The organism is Sphingobacterium sp. R2 (genome assembly GCF_040760075.1).
In the GTDB taxonomy this organism is placed as follows: Bacteria; Bacteroidota; Bacteroidia; order Sphingobacteriales; family Sphingobacteriaceae; genus Sphingobacterium.
In genome coordinates, this window is the sequence record NZ_CP142884.1 from 52865 (window position 1) to 68548 (window position 15684).

The following is a 15684-nucleotide window of genomic DNA, read 5'->3' on the forward strand; positions in this document are numbered from 1 at the left end:
GATTAAATAAACCCAGAAAAATATCCATCTATTAAAACATAGATGGATATTTTTCTGGGTTAGCTTCATGCATAATTGAATAGACCATCTCGACGACATCGTCAGAAGATGGTTTTGAAAAATAATCTCCGTCAGAGCCGTATGGTGGACGATGCGCTTTGGCAGTGAGTGTTCGCGGCTGACTGTCTAATAGATAATAGCCATTTTGCTTCTCTAACACCTCTTGTAAGATAAAGGCTGAAGCCCCACCTGGCACATCCTCATCCACAACAAGTAGTTTATTTGTTTTTTTCAAAGATTCAACACAAAGTTTTCCTTTGTCAAAAGGCTGTAGCGTTTGCGCATCAATAATTTCAATAAATATACCCAAGCGTTCCAATTCCATGGCAGCTTCTTCAACAACACGCAAAGTGGATCCATAGGATACTACCGTGATGTCATGCCCCTCTCTTATACATTCCGCATAGCCAATTGGCACTGTAAATTCACCTACATTCTCAGGCAAGCGTTCTTTAAGACGATACCCATTCAGGCATTCAATAACAATAGCTGGCTCATCTGAGCGGAACAAGGTGTTATACATACCAGCTGCCTGGGTCATATTACGCGGCACGCATACATGTAACCCTCTCAGGGCGCCTAAAATTACCGACATCGGTGATCCGGAGTGCCATATACCTTCTAATCGATGGCCGCGTGTACGAATAATTACTGGTGCTTTTTGCCCAGCAAAGGTACGGTAACTTAAAGTTGCCAAATCGTCACTTGCTACTGTAATGCCGTAAATTAGGTAATCTAAATATTGGATTTCCGCTATCGGACGAAACCCGCGGATTGCCAAACCAAGCCCTTTCCCTATAATCGAATTCTCCCGAATACCAGTATCAAATACACGATGTACGCCAAGTTTTTCCTGTAATCCTGCAAAACCTTGATTTACATCTCCAATTTTACCCACATCCTCTCCGAAAGCCAACAGCCTTTCGTCCCGTCTAAAGTTCTCCTCAAAGCACAAATTGAGGACTTCACGGCCGTCGACAACTTTAGCCTCTTCACTGTACAAAGCAGGAACAATCTTTACATGGGCAGGAGAATCGACACCAGCTGTAAACAACTTAGAGTTATAACGTTTCTTATTAACCTTCTGCTTTTCTTTGTACCAACTTAATAATTGCTGACGTTGCTCACTATGCTGTCCTTTCAGTTCATGCAGCACCTTGCGGACCTGACCGTACACCTCTTTTAAAGAAGGTTCAACCATCGATTGCAATTTTTTGGAAGCAAAATCGGCGCGTTCGTTTGGAATACCCTGAAGTAAATCTATGGCTTCCTTTGCCTCCAGGCTCAACGTTTTGATATAATCAGTCCAGGCTCGCTTCTGTTCTTGACGAACATGATCTTTAGCCTGTTGATCCAGTTGTTCAAGCTCTTCTAAAGTGGCGATTCCCGAACTTATTATCCAGTCTTTCATTTTTGCAATGCAATCGAAGTCAGTCTCCCATTGTAATCTTTCCTTAGATTTATAACGCTCATGTGAACCTGAAGAAGAATGCCCTTGGGGCTGTGTCAGCTCGGTCACGTGGATCAAACAAGGAATATGTTTCTCGCGAGCAATATGGGCAGCCTTTTCATAAGTTTCACATAATCCCGCATAATCCCATCCTCTCACTTTGAATATTTCAATCCCATTGGTCAATTCTTCCTTCTGAAATCCTTGAAGCACTTCTGAAATATCTCCTTTTGTTGTTTGAATTTCGTTAGGTACAGATATACCATATCCGTCATCCCAAATGGAAATCACGGTCGGAATCTGGTGAACCCCTACTGCGTTAATGACTTCGAAAAATACACCTTCAGAAGTAGCAGCATTGCCGATCGAGCAAAATGCAACTTCGTTTCCTTTATTTGAAAAATAAGACAGGTAATCCAAATTTCTATTCTGCTTATACAATTTGGAAGCCAAGCCCAGCCCTAGCAGCCTTGCCATTTGCCCTCCTGTTGTCGAAATATCTGAAAACGAGTTTTTTTGAGTCATTTGGTTCAACCAGTTTCCCTGATCATCCACAACACGTGTCGAAAAATGGCAATTCATTTGTCTTCCTGCAGAAGAAGGATCTGCCTCTACATCGGGGTGGGCATACAGTTGAGAGAAAAAATGGTATACATCACTGATGCCTGAAGCAAATATAAATGTTTGGTCACGGTAATATCCCGATCGCCAATCTCCATTTCTGAAAACTTTAGCCATCGCGATTTGTGCCAATTCTTTTCCATCGCCAAAAATACCAAACTTAGCCTTACCTGTAAGCACTTCTTTACGTCCCAATAAACTTACGTAACGACTTTCCAAGGCAGTTCGATAATCATTCACAATAATCTTTTTGAACTCATCAAAGCTCAAAGTGGAAATAGATTCATTGTTTTGGTCAAATGTAGTATCAAACATATTCTTTTTTGTTTCAACAAATTTAACAAAAATATTATTCTATATAATTGGTGTTTGTCAAATAAATTGACAATCGACAGTCCTTATTTGAAATAGAATATTCTAATTTATCAAATTAGTACTTTTTGATAAAAATTCCTAATTTACATAGATTTTTTAATACCTATAACGACGTAAAATCAGCTTTGTCCTTTTTAATTTCTATTTTTGGATTTTATATTCATTATTTTGAATTTTTCAACACTAAAACTCGATAAATTCCTTAGCGCTAATCTTGAAAAACGAAAGCTTTTTTCGCTTACACCTGTTCAAGAAAGAGCTATACCAGCCATTTTAGAGGGCAGGGATTGTTTAGCGATTGCACCGACCGGAACGGGGAAAACTGAGGCTTACGCGATCCCAATTATTCAACGTTTACAAACTAAAGTTACCGCTGCCCGTCCATCTGTACTTGTACTGCTCCCAACACGGGAACTTTGTATTCAAACCCAACAGCGCATAACGAATTTTATCGAAGGTATGGATTTGATCATCGCCAGCTTTTATGGCGGTGGAACTTATGAAAGTCAATTGGACGTTTATCCTCAAGCGCATATGATCCTTGCGACTCCGGGTCGTTTGCTGGACTTTCTGGATCAGGGAATTATTGATTTAGAGAGGATAGATACCTTGGTGATCGATGAATTCGATCAATTGCTTGATCTCGGTTTTGCGGCGGATATCAACAAAATCATCAATAAATTGCCTGCTGAAAGACAATCTATTTTTAGTTCAGCCACAAAAACCGCCGAAATCGAAAAAATTGTTCGAAAAAAGTTAAACAACCCGGTCGAGATCATTATTGATACAGCCTTAAAAAAAGGTCAAATAGAGGAATCTGTATTTTATGTCGACAAGAATGATAAAAAGAGTTTATTGAGCCATCTGCTTGAAAACAGGATTTCACGACAGGTCATCGTTTTCACGCGAACGGTGCAAGGAGTCGAACGGATTGAAACTGCTTTAAACCGAAATGGTGTTTCTTGTTTGGCTTTGTATGGTGATAAGTCGCAGCAAAAACGAGAAGAGATCATTGCTCAGTTTAGACGAAAAGATATACGTGTTTTAATTGCAACAGACCTCTTGGCACGCGGAGTAGATTTTCCTGATCTGGAAGCGATCATCAATTACGAAGTTCCAGATTCGCCAGAGCTATATACCCATCGGATTGGCCGGACTGGTCGTTCTGACGCTGACGGAAAAGCATTCACGTTTTGCGACGCTGAAGACAACGAAAAATGGATCAAATTGCAACTATCCTTAAAACGGCACATTAGAATTGACGATCAGCACCCTTACTTGCTAAGCTGGGAGAAAATGCTTTCTAGTAGTCAAACCAATCCGCGGAAAGGTTCTTCAAAATCGAGAAAACGTCGTTAATTAATAAATATTCTTTTACTTTTACTTGAAAATCATAAAATCACAATTCGAGATGAATACAATACATTTATTTGATGATAGTAACAACGGAGATGATAACCGTCTAGGAGACCTGGAAAAAACTATCATCGTGAATAGTCTGATGGAGATTCCTTTTGAAGATCGGGATGAGGAATGGCGGGATACATTTTTAAAAAATATTGCTGAATGTACATTAAAATTAGCCGAGACAGAAGTGGTTGTTGGTCCGGACGGATTTCCTTATTTCCAACTCGAAAGCGCTCCAAAAGATCAGAACTTTCAAGCGTTCGTCATCAAAAATCGACTAAAAGATTTTGTGTTACCAAGGGGTTTTGGTATTGCAATTAATACACAGCATGAAAATCCAGATTGGGTGTTCACCTATGGCGATTTGGTCAACTTCTTTCTGAATGAAGAATTTTACACGGATGAGAGCATTTTTTCAAAGAAAAACACACCAACAATTATTGGCAAAGATGAGGAAATATTAGTTGGGCAGCCAGCTGAAACTATTCTTCCACAAACAGTACGTACACAAATACGTGAATTTTTGGATTACCATGGTGTAAAGAATGCTAAAATTATGCTGCTGGCACGTAATTATAAAGATGAGGAAAATGCTACACAAGATTTAGCATTCAATATCGTTGCCAACCAATTTAGCACAGAAAAAGAGTTTACGAACATTATGGAAGCGATAGGCTGGTTCCTTCCTAGACATTATTCGTATATCGGATTGGACGAACTTGCTATTGACAACGGCTTTATGCCACTATAAATAAAAAAACTAAATATATACAAACATAATTAACTCATGTTTCCATTTAACGTAAGAGTGTACGGTATATTGATCAATGAAAAACAAGAGGTGTTGATCAGTGATGAAAGGACGGAAAATGTTTCATTTACCAAATTCCCCGGCGGGGGCTTAGAATATGGAGAAGGTTTATTGGACGCTTTGATCCGGGAGTATCAGGAAGAGTGTAATTTTGAAGTTGCTGTCGTTAAGCACATTTATACTACTGACTTTTATGAGAAATCAAGCTTCAATGATAGTCAGATAATATCCATTTACTATCAGGTTAAGAATACTTCACCAATTCAAATCAGAACTACGAACACCGCTTTCGATTTTGATCCGGATCAAAAACCCGAAGACAATAAACTTCAATCGTTTCGATGGGTGCCAATTGAATCGGTTCTCATTGAAGATCTAACCTTCAAAACAGATCAAATCGCGTGGAAGGAATTCTTGAAAAGGATTAGATAATAATAATTTTTCAATTTTCATGATTTTTATTTGTATTTAAAAAATAAAGATATATCTTTACGTAAACCAATGGAAATGCTTGTTTTTTTTAAAGTATTGACCTCAATAATTACATTTTATTATTTATTTGACATCTCACATGTGATTGGGAATAATGTTGGAAGAGCGTGGGATAAGACAGAAATTGGTTTATTGAATATGTAAATTCCTAGTCCTATAGGGTTTTTAATAGTTAGTGTGATTTTATGGCGATACTCCCCGTATCGCCTTATTTATTAAAGCCCTATTTATACAACCCGCTATTTAAAGGCTACATACGAGGCGAAACATAAATTCTTGTGCAAAACATCCACATTGTTAAAACCAACATCGGTCAATAAATTGAGCTGGTAAACCAGGGATCTCGGCGTATCCTCATGTTTAATATAGTCAAAAACATGATCACGATACTCCTCATCCTTCAATTTAGTTAAATATTCACCATATTTCTCCTTATAAATTAGCTCTTGGAGATAAACGTTATTCTGTTCTATCAAATCAAAAATCCATACACTTCCACCCGATTTTAGCAGACGGAATAACTTTTTAAAAGTGATTAACCAATCCTCGTCATCCCGTAAGTGATGTAAAACCGAAGTAGCAATAATGACATCGAATTTTTCCTCTTCCAAGGAAACTTCCCTAAAGTCTCCCTTTATCAACTGTATTTCTCCTTTTGTCAGCGCACTTACACGCTCTTGTGCTCTATTTAACATGGGTTGACTTAAGTCTACAAGACTAAAATTTGGATTAGATTTCAGTTTTTGTAATAACTTAACATCGTAATTTCCTGCTCCACATCCAATATCCAATATGTTTTTTGCATTTGGATAAACACTTGCAATGGCATCTGTAATCAGCTCCATGTTCCAAACCGCATCAACTGTGGTCGCTTGGCCTGTTTCTAAATTTGAAAAACGTTCTACATCATTGTCAAACCGTGCTTCAATTTCCTGTAAAGTTGCTTTATTCATCTCTAAATTATTGTTTTTTTAATTCGGACTAGCCTCATAGAGCATGACCATATGCAGAATGATTATATTGTGGCCCACCCATTATTTTTTAACAATTTAAAGGTAAGACTAACTGAAATTCATTAAAAATATTTATTTTGTCAAGAATTCATACCAAAAAAGTATCGATGGAAATACGACATCTTATTTATTTCAAAACAGTAGCCGAAGAACTTCATTTTGGCCGAGCAGCAGAACGTCTATTTATGTCCCAACCGCCGTTAAGCCGGCAGATTAAAGACCTTGAAGACGAGTTGGGGGTCATCCTTTTTTTCAGAACCAACAAACGCGTCGAACTAACAGAAGCCGGTAAATACTTTTTGGAGGAGGTTGTGGAAATTCTTCAGAATATAGAGCACAGCAAAACAATCACGAAGCAGATCCACAACAATATTTCTGGAGAATTCAAGTTGGGGTATATTAGTTCAACGCCCAAGAAAATGCTCGCCACAGTATTGAAACACATTCAACAGAAATTTCCATACTTAAGAGTGAGTCTTTTTGAAACGTCGACACACAAACAGAAATTGGCGCTAGAAAATGGTAAACTGGATCTAGGTATAATGCGTTCCCCGATTTATTCGAGTGAATTATTGACCACTCCTCTCTTCGAAGATCCAATGGTAATTGTAGGCCCGACACAGATAGTGTTTAGTGATATTAACTTCTTTAATGAAAGTTTTATCTCTTTCAATCAAAAATATGCGTCCGAATACCATCGCCATGTTATTAATACGTGTAATCGCATGGGGTTCGAACCTAAGATTGTACATCAGAGCAACTCGATATCTTCTATTCTCGAATTAGTTTCACAAGGTCTGGGATTAGCAGTAGTCCCCGCTTCCAGTATCAAACAGTATCCACATTTGAAACTAAAAACTATGAAAATTGAAGACATAGATAGCAAAACAGAAATCATCCTGGTATCCAATAGAAAAAGTAAAAACAGCGCATTAGGCGAATTTATGGATTGTATCCAAAAAGAATACCGTAAATTTAACGCCTCCTAAAGAATTGTTGGATTGATTATTTACATCCCTATCTCTGCTGAATGATCAGTTGCATTAATCGCCCCTTTATTTATCTGAGCTACCTATGGATAAGGTTTACTTCGTATTGAATCAATAATTATTGCTTTTCATTAGAAAAGATTTCCTTACATGCATACGATTACTAAAATCTCAACAAATCAATTGATGAGAAGCCATCTTCTCTTACTCCTTTTCTTAATTACTCAATTGCTTCCGACATTTTTATCTGCGCAGTTCACATCAGTCGAAATAGATCTTACAGAAGTGATGCATCGGTATAAAGCAATTGGTCTCCGCGTCGTCGTTGTCAAAAACATTAAGATTGAGTATCACAAATTATGGATATAAAAATTTTGGAACAGATACTCCGCTTTTAAAAATGACATCTTTAGAATAGCTTCTATTTCAACGTCTTTCACCCAAAGTGGGAATATGGTCTTACAGTCATCAAAAATCGTTGCAATATTCCGAATTGTAAAGAAATTCAACCCCTTAGGAAAAGGTTGTATAAATGTGCTTAATGCCTGTATAAAAGGAAAATAAACATATCAATTAAAATGAGCGAATAAAAAGAGCTGCAAAATGCAGCTCTTTTTATTCGCTCATTTTATCACTTTTAGTTTTTAACCCAATTTACAATTGCTGGATCGAGTGGATTGGTGGCTGAACGGAAACGGTGTGCAAGCTTACCGTGCTCATCGATCAGGAATTTTTCAAAATTCCACTTAATTTCCCCCTTAAAATCGGGATTATCCTGTGCGATTAGATACTTAAATAATGGAGCCATTTGATCACCCTTAACATCCACTTTCTCTGCCATTAGAAAATCAACACCATAATTTTGTTCACAAAACTCTTGAATCTGCGCATTTGAACCTGGCTCTTGTTGTCCGAAATTATTTGCTGGGAACCCTATAATGACCAGCTTATCTCCAAAAGTTTTGTGCAATTCTTGGAGGTCTTTGTACTGTTTTGTAAAACCACATTTAGATGCGGTATTCACAATCAATATTTTTTTACCTTTGAAATCAGACATTTTGACTTCTTTACCGTCAAGCGATGTAAACTTAAAATCATAAAAATTGGGATTGCCAAATAACATTGACATATACACCATAATAGTAGCGATAATCATATTTAATTATTTTAAAGACTTAACAATGAATTACTCTCTCTTTCCAATACGGCGTCGAACAGCTCGTTAATAGGCGATTTTAAAATGGTGCCTACCTTGATCTGATGTGTATCACAGACTTCCCGTAAAATTAGATCAAAACTATATGCAATAGAACCCACAAAGTGACAGTCATATTTATTATAATCTGGATAGGTCAAAATTGATGCCTGAACAAATTCTTCAAATCCGCTCTTAACTAAATCAATAATAAAGGGATGCGTAATATTATCTGACATGAAGGGTGCAAAAGATGCTAGGAATGCATTTGGGCGCTCCTTTTGATACACATTTTTGATGACAATCTCTTTATTGATTCTATACTTGTTCGCAAATTTCTCATTCAGATCCCTGGGCATACGTCCATATAGAAAAAGTCTGACTAAATTTTTCCCGAAGTAAGCTCCAGAACCTTCATCACCTAATACATAGCCATTTCCATTGTGTGAAGGCATCAACTCTTCTCCATCAAAGAAACTGAGATCCGACCCTGTTCCTAAGGTTGCTACATAACCTTTTTTATTGCCGCATGTCGCTAAAGCACTTCCAAAAAGATCATTTTCAACAGAAATATAGGCATTTTCAAATAAGGGGGTCAATGCATTCGATACCATTTCCCTACGATCAGGGGTGATGCATCCCGCACCAAAGAAATACAATTCTGTAACTTCATCAGCATATGGAATAATTTCGGGTATTTCCTTGATAACACGTGTAATTTCCTTTTCATTGACAAAAAAAGGATTAAGTCCATTTGTGCTGAATGAGATAGGCGCACTATCTGGCAATTCCAACTTCCAATCCGACTTTGAAGAGCCGCTATCAACAACTAAGATCATACAAATTCTTGATTATTTTCCCCAATAAACTATTGTATCAAACTTAGCAAAAATTCTGATAAAAAACAGATTTTTTGCGTCTTTCAACAAACCTCATAAATAGGATTTCAGTCAAAAGCACCACGAATAATTGTTCAATTCATACAATATCTTTAACTGAAAAATAGTATATTGGAGAGAATTTCAATATCTCCCTATAGCGTACTATTTTATGCCTATTGCAGTTATTAAAGAACCATTAATATATTTTTTTGTTTGATTAATCATACGATACTTTCTAGCTTTGTGAGCTCATACTAAATTTATTTTTCATGGATAGTGACCATTTAAACATACCCGAAATACATTTTGAAGTAACATTTTCAGAAGTGCAAGCTCATTATATTGAGGTGAAAATGAGCATAACAAATCTCAGCCAGCCTTATGTCGACCTAAAAATGCCGGTATGGTCTCCTGGATCTTATTTAATTCGCGAATACGCTAAAAATGTAGAACGATTCCGATCACTTGACAAAACGGGAAATACAATCAACTATCAAAAAATTTCTAAAAATACCTGGCGAATACCCACAGAATCGTTGGATCAAATTGAAGTAGTCTATGCCGTCTATGGGTTTGAAGCTTCAGTACGTACTAATTTTTTTGATAGCGACCATGCTTTTATTGTACCGCCAGCGACATTCTTCTATATTGATAACCGGATCGACCATCCGACTACAGTCCGCATAAATTTAAAAGATACTTGGACGAGCATATCAACGGGGCTTGAACAAATTGAGGAGCATAAATTTTATGCGCCAAATTTTGATATCTTATACGATAGTCCCATCGAAGTTGGTAATCAGGATATCTGGAAATTTCAGGCTGCGGGTGTCGAACATGAATGTGCCATGGTTGGAGGGGGAAGTTATGATAAAGCAAAATTGACAAAAGACATCACTCGTATTGTTGAAGAAGAAACCCGTATTTGGGGTTCTAACCCGAATAAGCGTTATGTGATTATTACACATAATTATCAGTCTGGAGGTGGCGGGTTAGAACATCTCAATTCCACGGTTTTGGGGGCGTCAAGAAATGCCTATCTTAACGAGACCAGTTACAAAAATTACCTGAGCCTCGTGGCGCATGAGTATTTTCATCTTTGGAATGTAAAACGCTTACGTCCAAAAGCTTTAGGCCCGTTTAATTACGATGCCGAAAACTATACGACGGGACTATGGATTATGGAAGGATTCACTTCGTATTATGATAACCTAATTATTAAACGATGTGGATTCTATAGCGAAAAAGAATACCTCTCTTTGTTAGCTAACGACTTTAATACTATATTGAATCGTCCCGGGCATGCTATACAGTCTGCAGCTGCTTCAAGTTTCGATACTTGGATTAAATATTATAGACCGGATGAAAATTCAATAAATTCAGGTATATCTTACTATAATAAAGGTGCGATGCTGACGGCATTGCTGGATATTAAAATTATTGCAGCTACGGAAGGTAAACTAAAATTGGATGATGTTATTCGCGAAGCTTATGAAGAGTTTTTCCTAAAACTTGATCGAGGATTTGAAGAAAATGAATTTAAAAGTCTTGCTGAACGCATCGCGGGCACTTCCTTAGATGATATTTTCGACGCGGCGCATCAGGATGGCGAACTGGACTATAACGATTATTTCAATCTAGTTGGTTATGAAATTATTGACACAAATCTCAATAACAACGCCTTAACATTAGGGATTACCACAAATAAAGTAGAGGGCTTAATCTTAGTAACAACCGTGGAAAAAGATTCTGGCGCATACGAGGCTGGATTGAATGTCAGAGATGAACTCATTGCAATCAACAACATCAGACTCGATGTTAAAGACAAAGAAATTGATTTCATTGTTCAGCACGCCAAAGAGGGGGAACTATTAAACTTTTTGGTGGCACGGGATGGATTGGTGCGTGAGATACCGGTTCAAATCAGAAAGAATACTAAAAAGATTTATGAGATTCGTCCGCTCAAGGAGCAAACCTTCCTACAGGAATTATTGGGTAAAATCTGGATGGCTTAAAACTGACATATTTCTGTGAAAAAATAATAGCGGAGTTTTCCGCTATTTTTTTTTACATTAAAATTTATACCTTACTGAAAAACCGACCGGGTCAAACAATTTGATACTCGATTCATTTAGAAAATCAAAGTAAGGTTTTACATCCAATGAGATCTGAAACGGTGACTGTGGAACGTTAAATTCAATTCCAACAATACCATCAATACTCAGGTTGAGCTGTGAATCAAATGACTGACGTTTACCATCGAAAATTTTATCTTTCTCTTTAAAAGAACCGACGCTACCGCCAAAACCATAATACCAATTGAATCCGGCAGCCAGCGGTTTATATATTTCATATAAACCTACGACACGAAAACGGCGGAAGTCAGAATTGCTCTGAATACTCATGATACCTTCCAATGCATGATCCGAATTAAGCGTATGACGATAAGTAATTCCCTGAGCAGACCCAAATCGGCCGCCAATAGCGCCTCTATTATCCAATTGAGCGACCGCTCTATTGGATATTGCACCAAACATCAACATCCCACTAACGGCTAAAAATAATTTTTTCATAAAAATCGTACGCTTTTTTGCTTTACTTTTTTTTCAAACATAGAAAAAATGCTTTTTATATGCAATATAATTGCATATCCAGAGGACTATTTATCAGACCTCCTCTTAGAAAGACATTTTAAGTAAAATAAATATTACATCATAGCTATAACGACATAATGTTTGAATTGTTATGAGATTAATCCCAAATTCTCCAACTTTATTTCTGATATTTTTTTTATATTTAAGACAATACAGCATGTAGTAATAACCAATAAACTCAAGTGATATGGGCAGAATTTTTGACTTTATAACTTTATATAAAGAAAATTACGCAAAGGATATTATGGTAGCGGGTCGCGATGGAAATGGCCAATGGAAAACGTATTCTACCAAAGAATACACAGATGCTATAGACTCCTTAAGCAGGGCGCTACTGAAGCTCGGGCTCAAGAAAGGTGAGCGGGTAGGAATTATGTCCGGCAACAGACCTGAATGGAATTTAGTTGATTTTGCCTGCAACCAAATAGGCCTTGCAACCGTACCCCTGTATCCTACCCTATCTGCGCAGGACCTATCATTTATTATAAATGATTCGGATGTAAATGTCCTATTTGTTAGCAACAAGGAGTTAATAGACCGTATCGAACAAGCGATCAACGAGCATGGAATTCACCCAAAATTGTATACTTTTGATACTATCGAAAATTATACGCCTCTAAGAGCATTCATCGAAACTACCAAAGATGACATCACCGATTTAACCCCATTTCGCGATGCTGTAACGGAAGATGATCTGTTAACATTAATCTATACTTCAGGAACCACTGGGCGTCCCAAGGGAGTGTATCTCTCACACAAAAATGTGTACAGTAATGTCTTGGCTTGCAACCACCTGATTCAGCCCGACTTCAAAACGGCATTGAGCTTCCTGCCTTTATGCCATATTTTTGAACGGATGGTAGTCTACATGTATTATTCCAAAGGGATTCAGATTTATTTTTCGGAAAACCTAGACAATGTTGTTGCAGACATCAACGATGTTAAACCAGATGTATTCACCACGGTACCCCGTGTACTGGAAAAAGTATATGATAAGATCATTGAAAAAGGGAAAGCGCTAACGGGGGTAAAAAAGAAAATTTTCTTCTGGGCTGTTAATTTAGGTTTGAAATTTCAAGAACCTGAACATAATGGGGCGCTCTATAATCTTAAACTTGCGATTGCTAGAAAATTGATATTCTCAAAATGGCAAGAAGCGCTTGGAGGAAATATTAAGATTATCGTGTCCGGCGGCGCTGCCCTTCAAGAACGGTTAGCGCGTGTATTTTGGGCGGCTGGACTTAAAGTACTTGAAGGATATGGGCTGACTGAAACTTCTCCCGTAATCGCTGTCAATTCTTACTTACCAAATGGATTGAAATTTGGAACTGTGGGTAAACCTCTGAAAAATTTAGAGGTAAAGATCGCTGTAGACGGAGAAATCCTAGTGAAAGGCCCGAGTATTACCATAGGCTATTACAAAAATGATGATGCTACCAAAGAAGCTTTTGATGATCAAGGATTTTTCAAAACAGGTGATATCGGAGAAATCACAGCCGATGGTTTTCTTAAAATCACCGACCGCAAGAAGGAGATGTTCAAAACTGCCGGAGGCAAATATATCGCTCCACAATCCATTGAAAATAAGCTCATGGAATCCACTTTAATCGGACAAGTGATGGTTTTTGGCGAAAACAGAAAATTTCCTGGAGCTTTAATCGTTCCGGCATTTGATGTGTTGTCCAAATGGGCAAGCCAAAAAGGGATTAACCTATCATCAAATGAAGAACTAATTAAAAACTCAGAGGTAATCCAAAAATATCAGGATGAAATTAACCGGTTATCCACTAATTTTGGACATTGGGAAATTGTTAAGAAATTCATTATACTTCCAAAGGAATGGACAATTAATGACGGTCAATTAACACCAAAATTGAGTTTAAAGCGAAAGATTATTTTAAAAGAGAACGAAACTGCAATCGACAAATTGTATCAGGAACAGAACCAAGAATAACAATTTGCACGATTATTGGGATTGATCACCGTATTATGAAGCACGTTACACTGAGAGATTTATTTACACTCGTTTATTGGAAAGACATTTGGCATGTTTTAGTGGATGCATTTAATGGGTTTAATGATGACAAATGCATGAAGAAGAGTGCTTCACTTGCTTATTACACTGTTTTCTCCATCGGACCACTTCTTATGATCGTGATCTGGTGTATAGGATTCTTTTATGGTGAACATCTTCAAAGCGGATCTTCGGCCCAAGATCAGGTGTTGGAAGAGATCATGGTACTTTTCGGCCAGGATGTTACTACCCAGATCCAGTCTTATCTCCAGAAGATCACATTCGAAAATAAATCCAATATGGGAATCACGATAGGTATTGTTACATTAATCCTATCTTCCACGACCTTATTCGTTGATATACAGGATTCTATCAATAATATCTGGAAAGTAAAACCCAAGCCGAAAAAGGGATGGCTGAAATTGATCATTAACAGATTGATATCTTTTTCTATTGTTATTGCCTTGGGCTTTTTACTCATTGCCTCATTGATGATCAATGGGCTTATTGTTGCAGTGACCAATTTAGTGATGACGTATTTCCCTTTCATTCCAATCTCCCTTATTTCTTGGGTAAATACAGGTATCACCTTTTCAGTCATTGTCATCTTATTTGGATATATCTTTTCCTTCCTTCCCGATGCTAAAGTAAAATTCAGAGATATGCTTGGCGGAGCCATCTTTACAGGATTACTTTTTATGTTGGGTAGATATGGTATTTCAATCTATCTCAACGTTTCATCCACGGCTAGTTTTTATGGCGCTGCAGGATCCATTATCGTCATGCTATTATGGATCTACTATTCAGCTGCTATATTGTACTTTGGCGCAGAATTCACGAAATTTTATGCCATTAAATTTGGCTCGGGCATTGTACCTTCCGCATTTGCAGTAGCGGTCGAACAAACAGAAAAAGTTAAAAAAATAGGAAGCGATGCTGAAGCACACGTAGGAGATACAATTCAGATCTTAAAACAATAATTTACTTTTTGTCTTTTTTTCCGCTGATGGAACCATCTATACCGATGACATCAATGACCTTGTCTCCAATCTGCGTAATATCGGATTTTAATCCCACCATGACGGTGAATATATTGACAGGGATATCCTGTATTTTTCTAAAATTATGAAGATAGCCGAGCTCCAAACCTAAAAAGAATCCATTAAACTTGTAGTCTGCGCCGGCACCTATTTTACTGGAGAAATTCAGGCGATTTTCACTCTCCATCTTAACAAGATTCTGATCCGCAAGTACACGTGCTCTCGGCTCACTTGTCAGACCAATACCAGGCCCTGCAAAACCATACATGTTTAGTCGGCGCATCTGTTTCCTAATACCTCCAGAAAATGATAAAGTATAAAAATTAGTATTGGCATCTTCTATGCGATATTCGAAATCGGGATCAATCAATGGTTGTTTGTACTTAAAAGAAAGCGTGTAAAGTGTGGGAGACACAAAAAACTTTGGATCTTTCAGGGAAATATCCAAGCCAATACTTCCAGAAAATTTTGGCGAAAGTATCTCTTTGGTTTTTCCAATCGGAAACCCCATGCCCGTCGTGCCCCAATAGTATACTTTTCTATAATGTATCGTGTCAACGCCCCCTTGAGCGAAAGCACTAGCACAAATAGCACCAAGCAAAATAAAACTTAATAGGATTCGTTTCATTTAAATACGTTTTATACTGAATAACAACAATATAAAACGCATTTTGTTCAAAAA

General features: G+C 37.4%; 14 protein-coding genes. 8 read left to right on the top strand and 6 right to left on the bottom strand.

The genetic code is table 11. The annotated features are described in order from the left end of the window. Positions 1-31: 31 nt before the first annotated feature. Positions 32-2446 (bottom strand): thiamine pyrophosphate-dependent enzyme, encoded by a 2415-nt coding sequence (locus tag VXM68_RS00235; RefSeq protein WP_367210124.1) that lies wholly within the window; start codon positions 2444-2446, stop codon positions 32-34. A gap of 228 nt (positions 2447-2674) precedes the next feature. On the opposite strand from VXM68_RS00235, the gene VXM68_RS00240 reads away from it, so the two are divergent. The 3 genes from VXM68_RS00240 to VXM68_RS00250 are packed head-to-tail and all read left to right on the top strand — an operon-like array spanning position 2675 to position 5156. Next, a complete protein-coding gene (locus VXM68_RS00240; protein ID WP_293957787.1) occupies positions 2675-3865 on the top strand; it encodes a DEAD/DEAH box helicase in 1191 nt (396 codons plus the stop codon). 52 nt (positions 3866-3917) lie between these two features. Next, complete coding sequence (locus tag VXM68_RS00245; protein ID WP_367210125.1) at positions 3918-4664, top strand: hypothetical protein; 747 nt, start codon at positions 3918-3920, stop codon at positions 4662-4664. Positions 4665-4700: 36 nt separating this feature from the next. Next, positions 4701-5156 (top strand): NUDIX domain-containing protein, encoded by a 456-nt coding sequence (locus VXM68_RS00250; protein ID WP_367210126.1) that lies wholly within the window; start codon positions 4701-4703, stop codon positions 5154-5156. A gap of 299 nt (positions 5157-5455) precedes the next feature. Here the strand turns inward: VXM68_RS00250 and VXM68_RS00255 are convergent, their stop codons facing one another. Then, on the bottom strand, positions 5456-6169 hold the full coding sequence (locus tag VXM68_RS00255) for a class I SAM-dependent methyltransferase (protein ID WP_367210127.1): 714 nt from the start codon (positions 6167-6169) through the stop codon (positions 5456-5458). Between the two features lie 137 nt (positions 6170-6306). On the opposite strand from VXM68_RS00255, the gene VXM68_RS00260 reads away from it, so the two are divergent. Continuing rightward, on the top strand, positions 6307-7218 hold the full coding sequence (locus VXM68_RS00260) for a LysR family transcriptional regulator (protein ID WP_312331360.1): 912 nt from the start codon (positions 6307-6309) through the stop codon (positions 7216-7218). A gap of 150 nt (positions 7219-7368) precedes the next feature. Beyond that, entirely contained in the window at positions 7369-7587 is a 219-nt protein-coding gene (locus VXM68_RS00265) for a hypothetical protein (RefSeq protein ID WP_367210128.1), read from the top strand. A 268-nt stretch (positions 7588-7855) separates the two neighbouring features. Here the strand turns inward: VXM68_RS00265 and VXM68_RS00270 are convergent, their stop codons facing one another. Both VXM68_RS00270 and VXM68_RS00275 read right to left on the bottom strand, forming a co-directional pair. Continuing rightward, on the bottom strand, positions 7856-8374 hold the full coding sequence (locus VXM68_RS00270) for a glutathione peroxidase (RefSeq protein ID WP_294186226.1): 519 nt from the start codon (positions 8372-8374) through the stop codon (positions 7856-7858). Between the two features lie 11 nt (positions 8375-8385). Beyond that, positions 8386-9252, bottom strand: coding sequence for an N-acetylglucosamine kinase (locus VXM68_RS00275; RefSeq protein ID WP_293957780.1), 867 nt, complete (start codon positions 9250-9252; stop codon positions 8386-8388). Between the two features lie 311 nt (positions 9253-9563). Here VXM68_RS00275 and VXM68_RS00280 point away from each other — a divergent pair, with 311 nt between their 5' ends. Next, positions 9564-11309 carry a M61 family metallopeptidase gene (locus VXM68_RS00280; RefSeq protein ID WP_367210129.1) on the top strand — a complete coding sequence of 582 codons (1746 nt, stop codon included), beginning with the start codon at positions 9564-9566 and terminating at the stop codon, positions 11307-11309. A 57-nt stretch (positions 11310-11366) separates the two neighbouring features. On the opposite strand, the gene VXM68_RS00285 is transcribed toward VXM68_RS00280, so the two are convergent. Next, on the bottom strand, positions 11367-11867 hold the full coding sequence (locus VXM68_RS00285; protein ID WP_367210130.1) for a hypothetical protein: 501 nt from the start codon (positions 11865-11867) through the stop codon (positions 11367-11369). Positions 11868-12135: 268 nt separating this feature from the next. Here VXM68_RS00285 and VXM68_RS00290 point away from each other — a divergent pair, with 268 nt between their 5' ends. Continuing rightward, positions 12136-13902 carry a long-chain fatty acid--CoA ligase gene (locus VXM68_RS00290; protein ID WP_294186232.1) on the top strand — a complete coding sequence of 589 codons (1767 nt, stop codon included), beginning with the start codon at positions 12136-12138 and terminating at the stop codon, positions 13900-13902. A 35-nt stretch (positions 13903-13937) separates the two neighbouring features. Then, positions 13938-14942, top strand: a complete 1005-nt coding sequence (locus VXM68_RS00295; RefSeq protein ID WP_367210131.1) for a YihY/virulence factor BrkB family protein — start codon at positions 13938-13940, stop codon at positions 14940-14942. A 1-nt stretch (position 14943) separates the two neighbouring features. On the opposite strand, the gene VXM68_RS00300 is transcribed toward VXM68_RS00295, so the two are convergent. After that, complete coding sequence (locus VXM68_RS00300) at positions 14944-15630, bottom strand: outer membrane beta-barrel protein (RefSeq protein ID WP_367210132.1); 687 nt, start codon at positions 15628-15630, stop codon at positions 14944-14946. Positions 15631-15684 lie beyond the last annotated feature (54 nt).

What these genes read in the sequence shown, in the direction of transcription:
- VXM68_RS00235 (WP_367210124.1), bottom strand. Translation starts at nt 2,446, where the DNA reads ATGTTTGATACTACATTTGACCAAAACAATGAATCTATTTCCACTTTG.
- VXM68_RS00245 (WP_367210125.1), top strand. Translation starts at nt 3,918, where the DNA reads ATGAATACAATACATTTATTTGATGATAGTAACAACGGAGATGATAAC.
- VXM68_RS00250 (WP_367210126.1), top strand. Translation starts at nt 4,701, where the DNA reads ATGTTTCCATTTAACGTAAGAGTGTACGGTATATTGATCAATGAAAAA.
- VXM68_RS00255 (WP_367210127.1), bottom strand. Translation starts at nt 6,169, where the DNA reads ATGAATAAAGCAACTTTACAGGAAATTGAAGCACGGTTTGACAATGAT.
- VXM68_RS00265 (WP_367210128.1), top strand. Translation starts at nt 7,369, where the DNA reads ATGCATACGATTACTAAAATCTCAACAAATCAATTGATGAGAAGCCAT.
- VXM68_RS00270 (WP_294186226.1), bottom strand. Translation starts at nt 8,374, where the DNA reads ATGATTATCGCTACTATTATGGTGTATATGTCAATGTTATTTGGCAAT.
- VXM68_RS00275 (WP_293957780.1), bottom strand. Translation starts at nt 9,252, where the DNA reads ATGATCTTAGTTGTTGATAGCGGCTCTTCAAAGTCGGATTGGAAGTTG.
- VXM68_RS00280 (WP_367210129.1), top strand. Translation starts at nt 9,564, where the DNA reads ATGGATAGTGACCATTTAAACATACCCGAAATACATTTTGAAGTAACA.
- VXM68_RS00285 (WP_367210130.1), bottom strand. Translation starts at nt 11,867, where the DNA reads ATGAAAAAATTATTTTTAGCCGTTAGTGGGATGTTGATGTTTGGTGCA.
- VXM68_RS00290 (WP_294186232.1), top strand. Translation starts at nt 12,136, where the DNA reads ATGGGCAGAATTTTTGACTTTATAACTTTATATAAAGAAAATTACGCA.
- VXM68_RS00295 (WP_367210131.1), top strand. Translation starts at nt 13,938, where the DNA reads ATGAAGCACGTTACACTGAGAGATTTATTTACACTCGTTTATTGGAAA.
- VXM68_RS00300 (WP_367210132.1), bottom strand. Translation starts at nt 15,630, where the DNA reads ATGAAACGAATCCTATTAAGTTTTATTTTGCTTGGTGCTATTTGTGCT.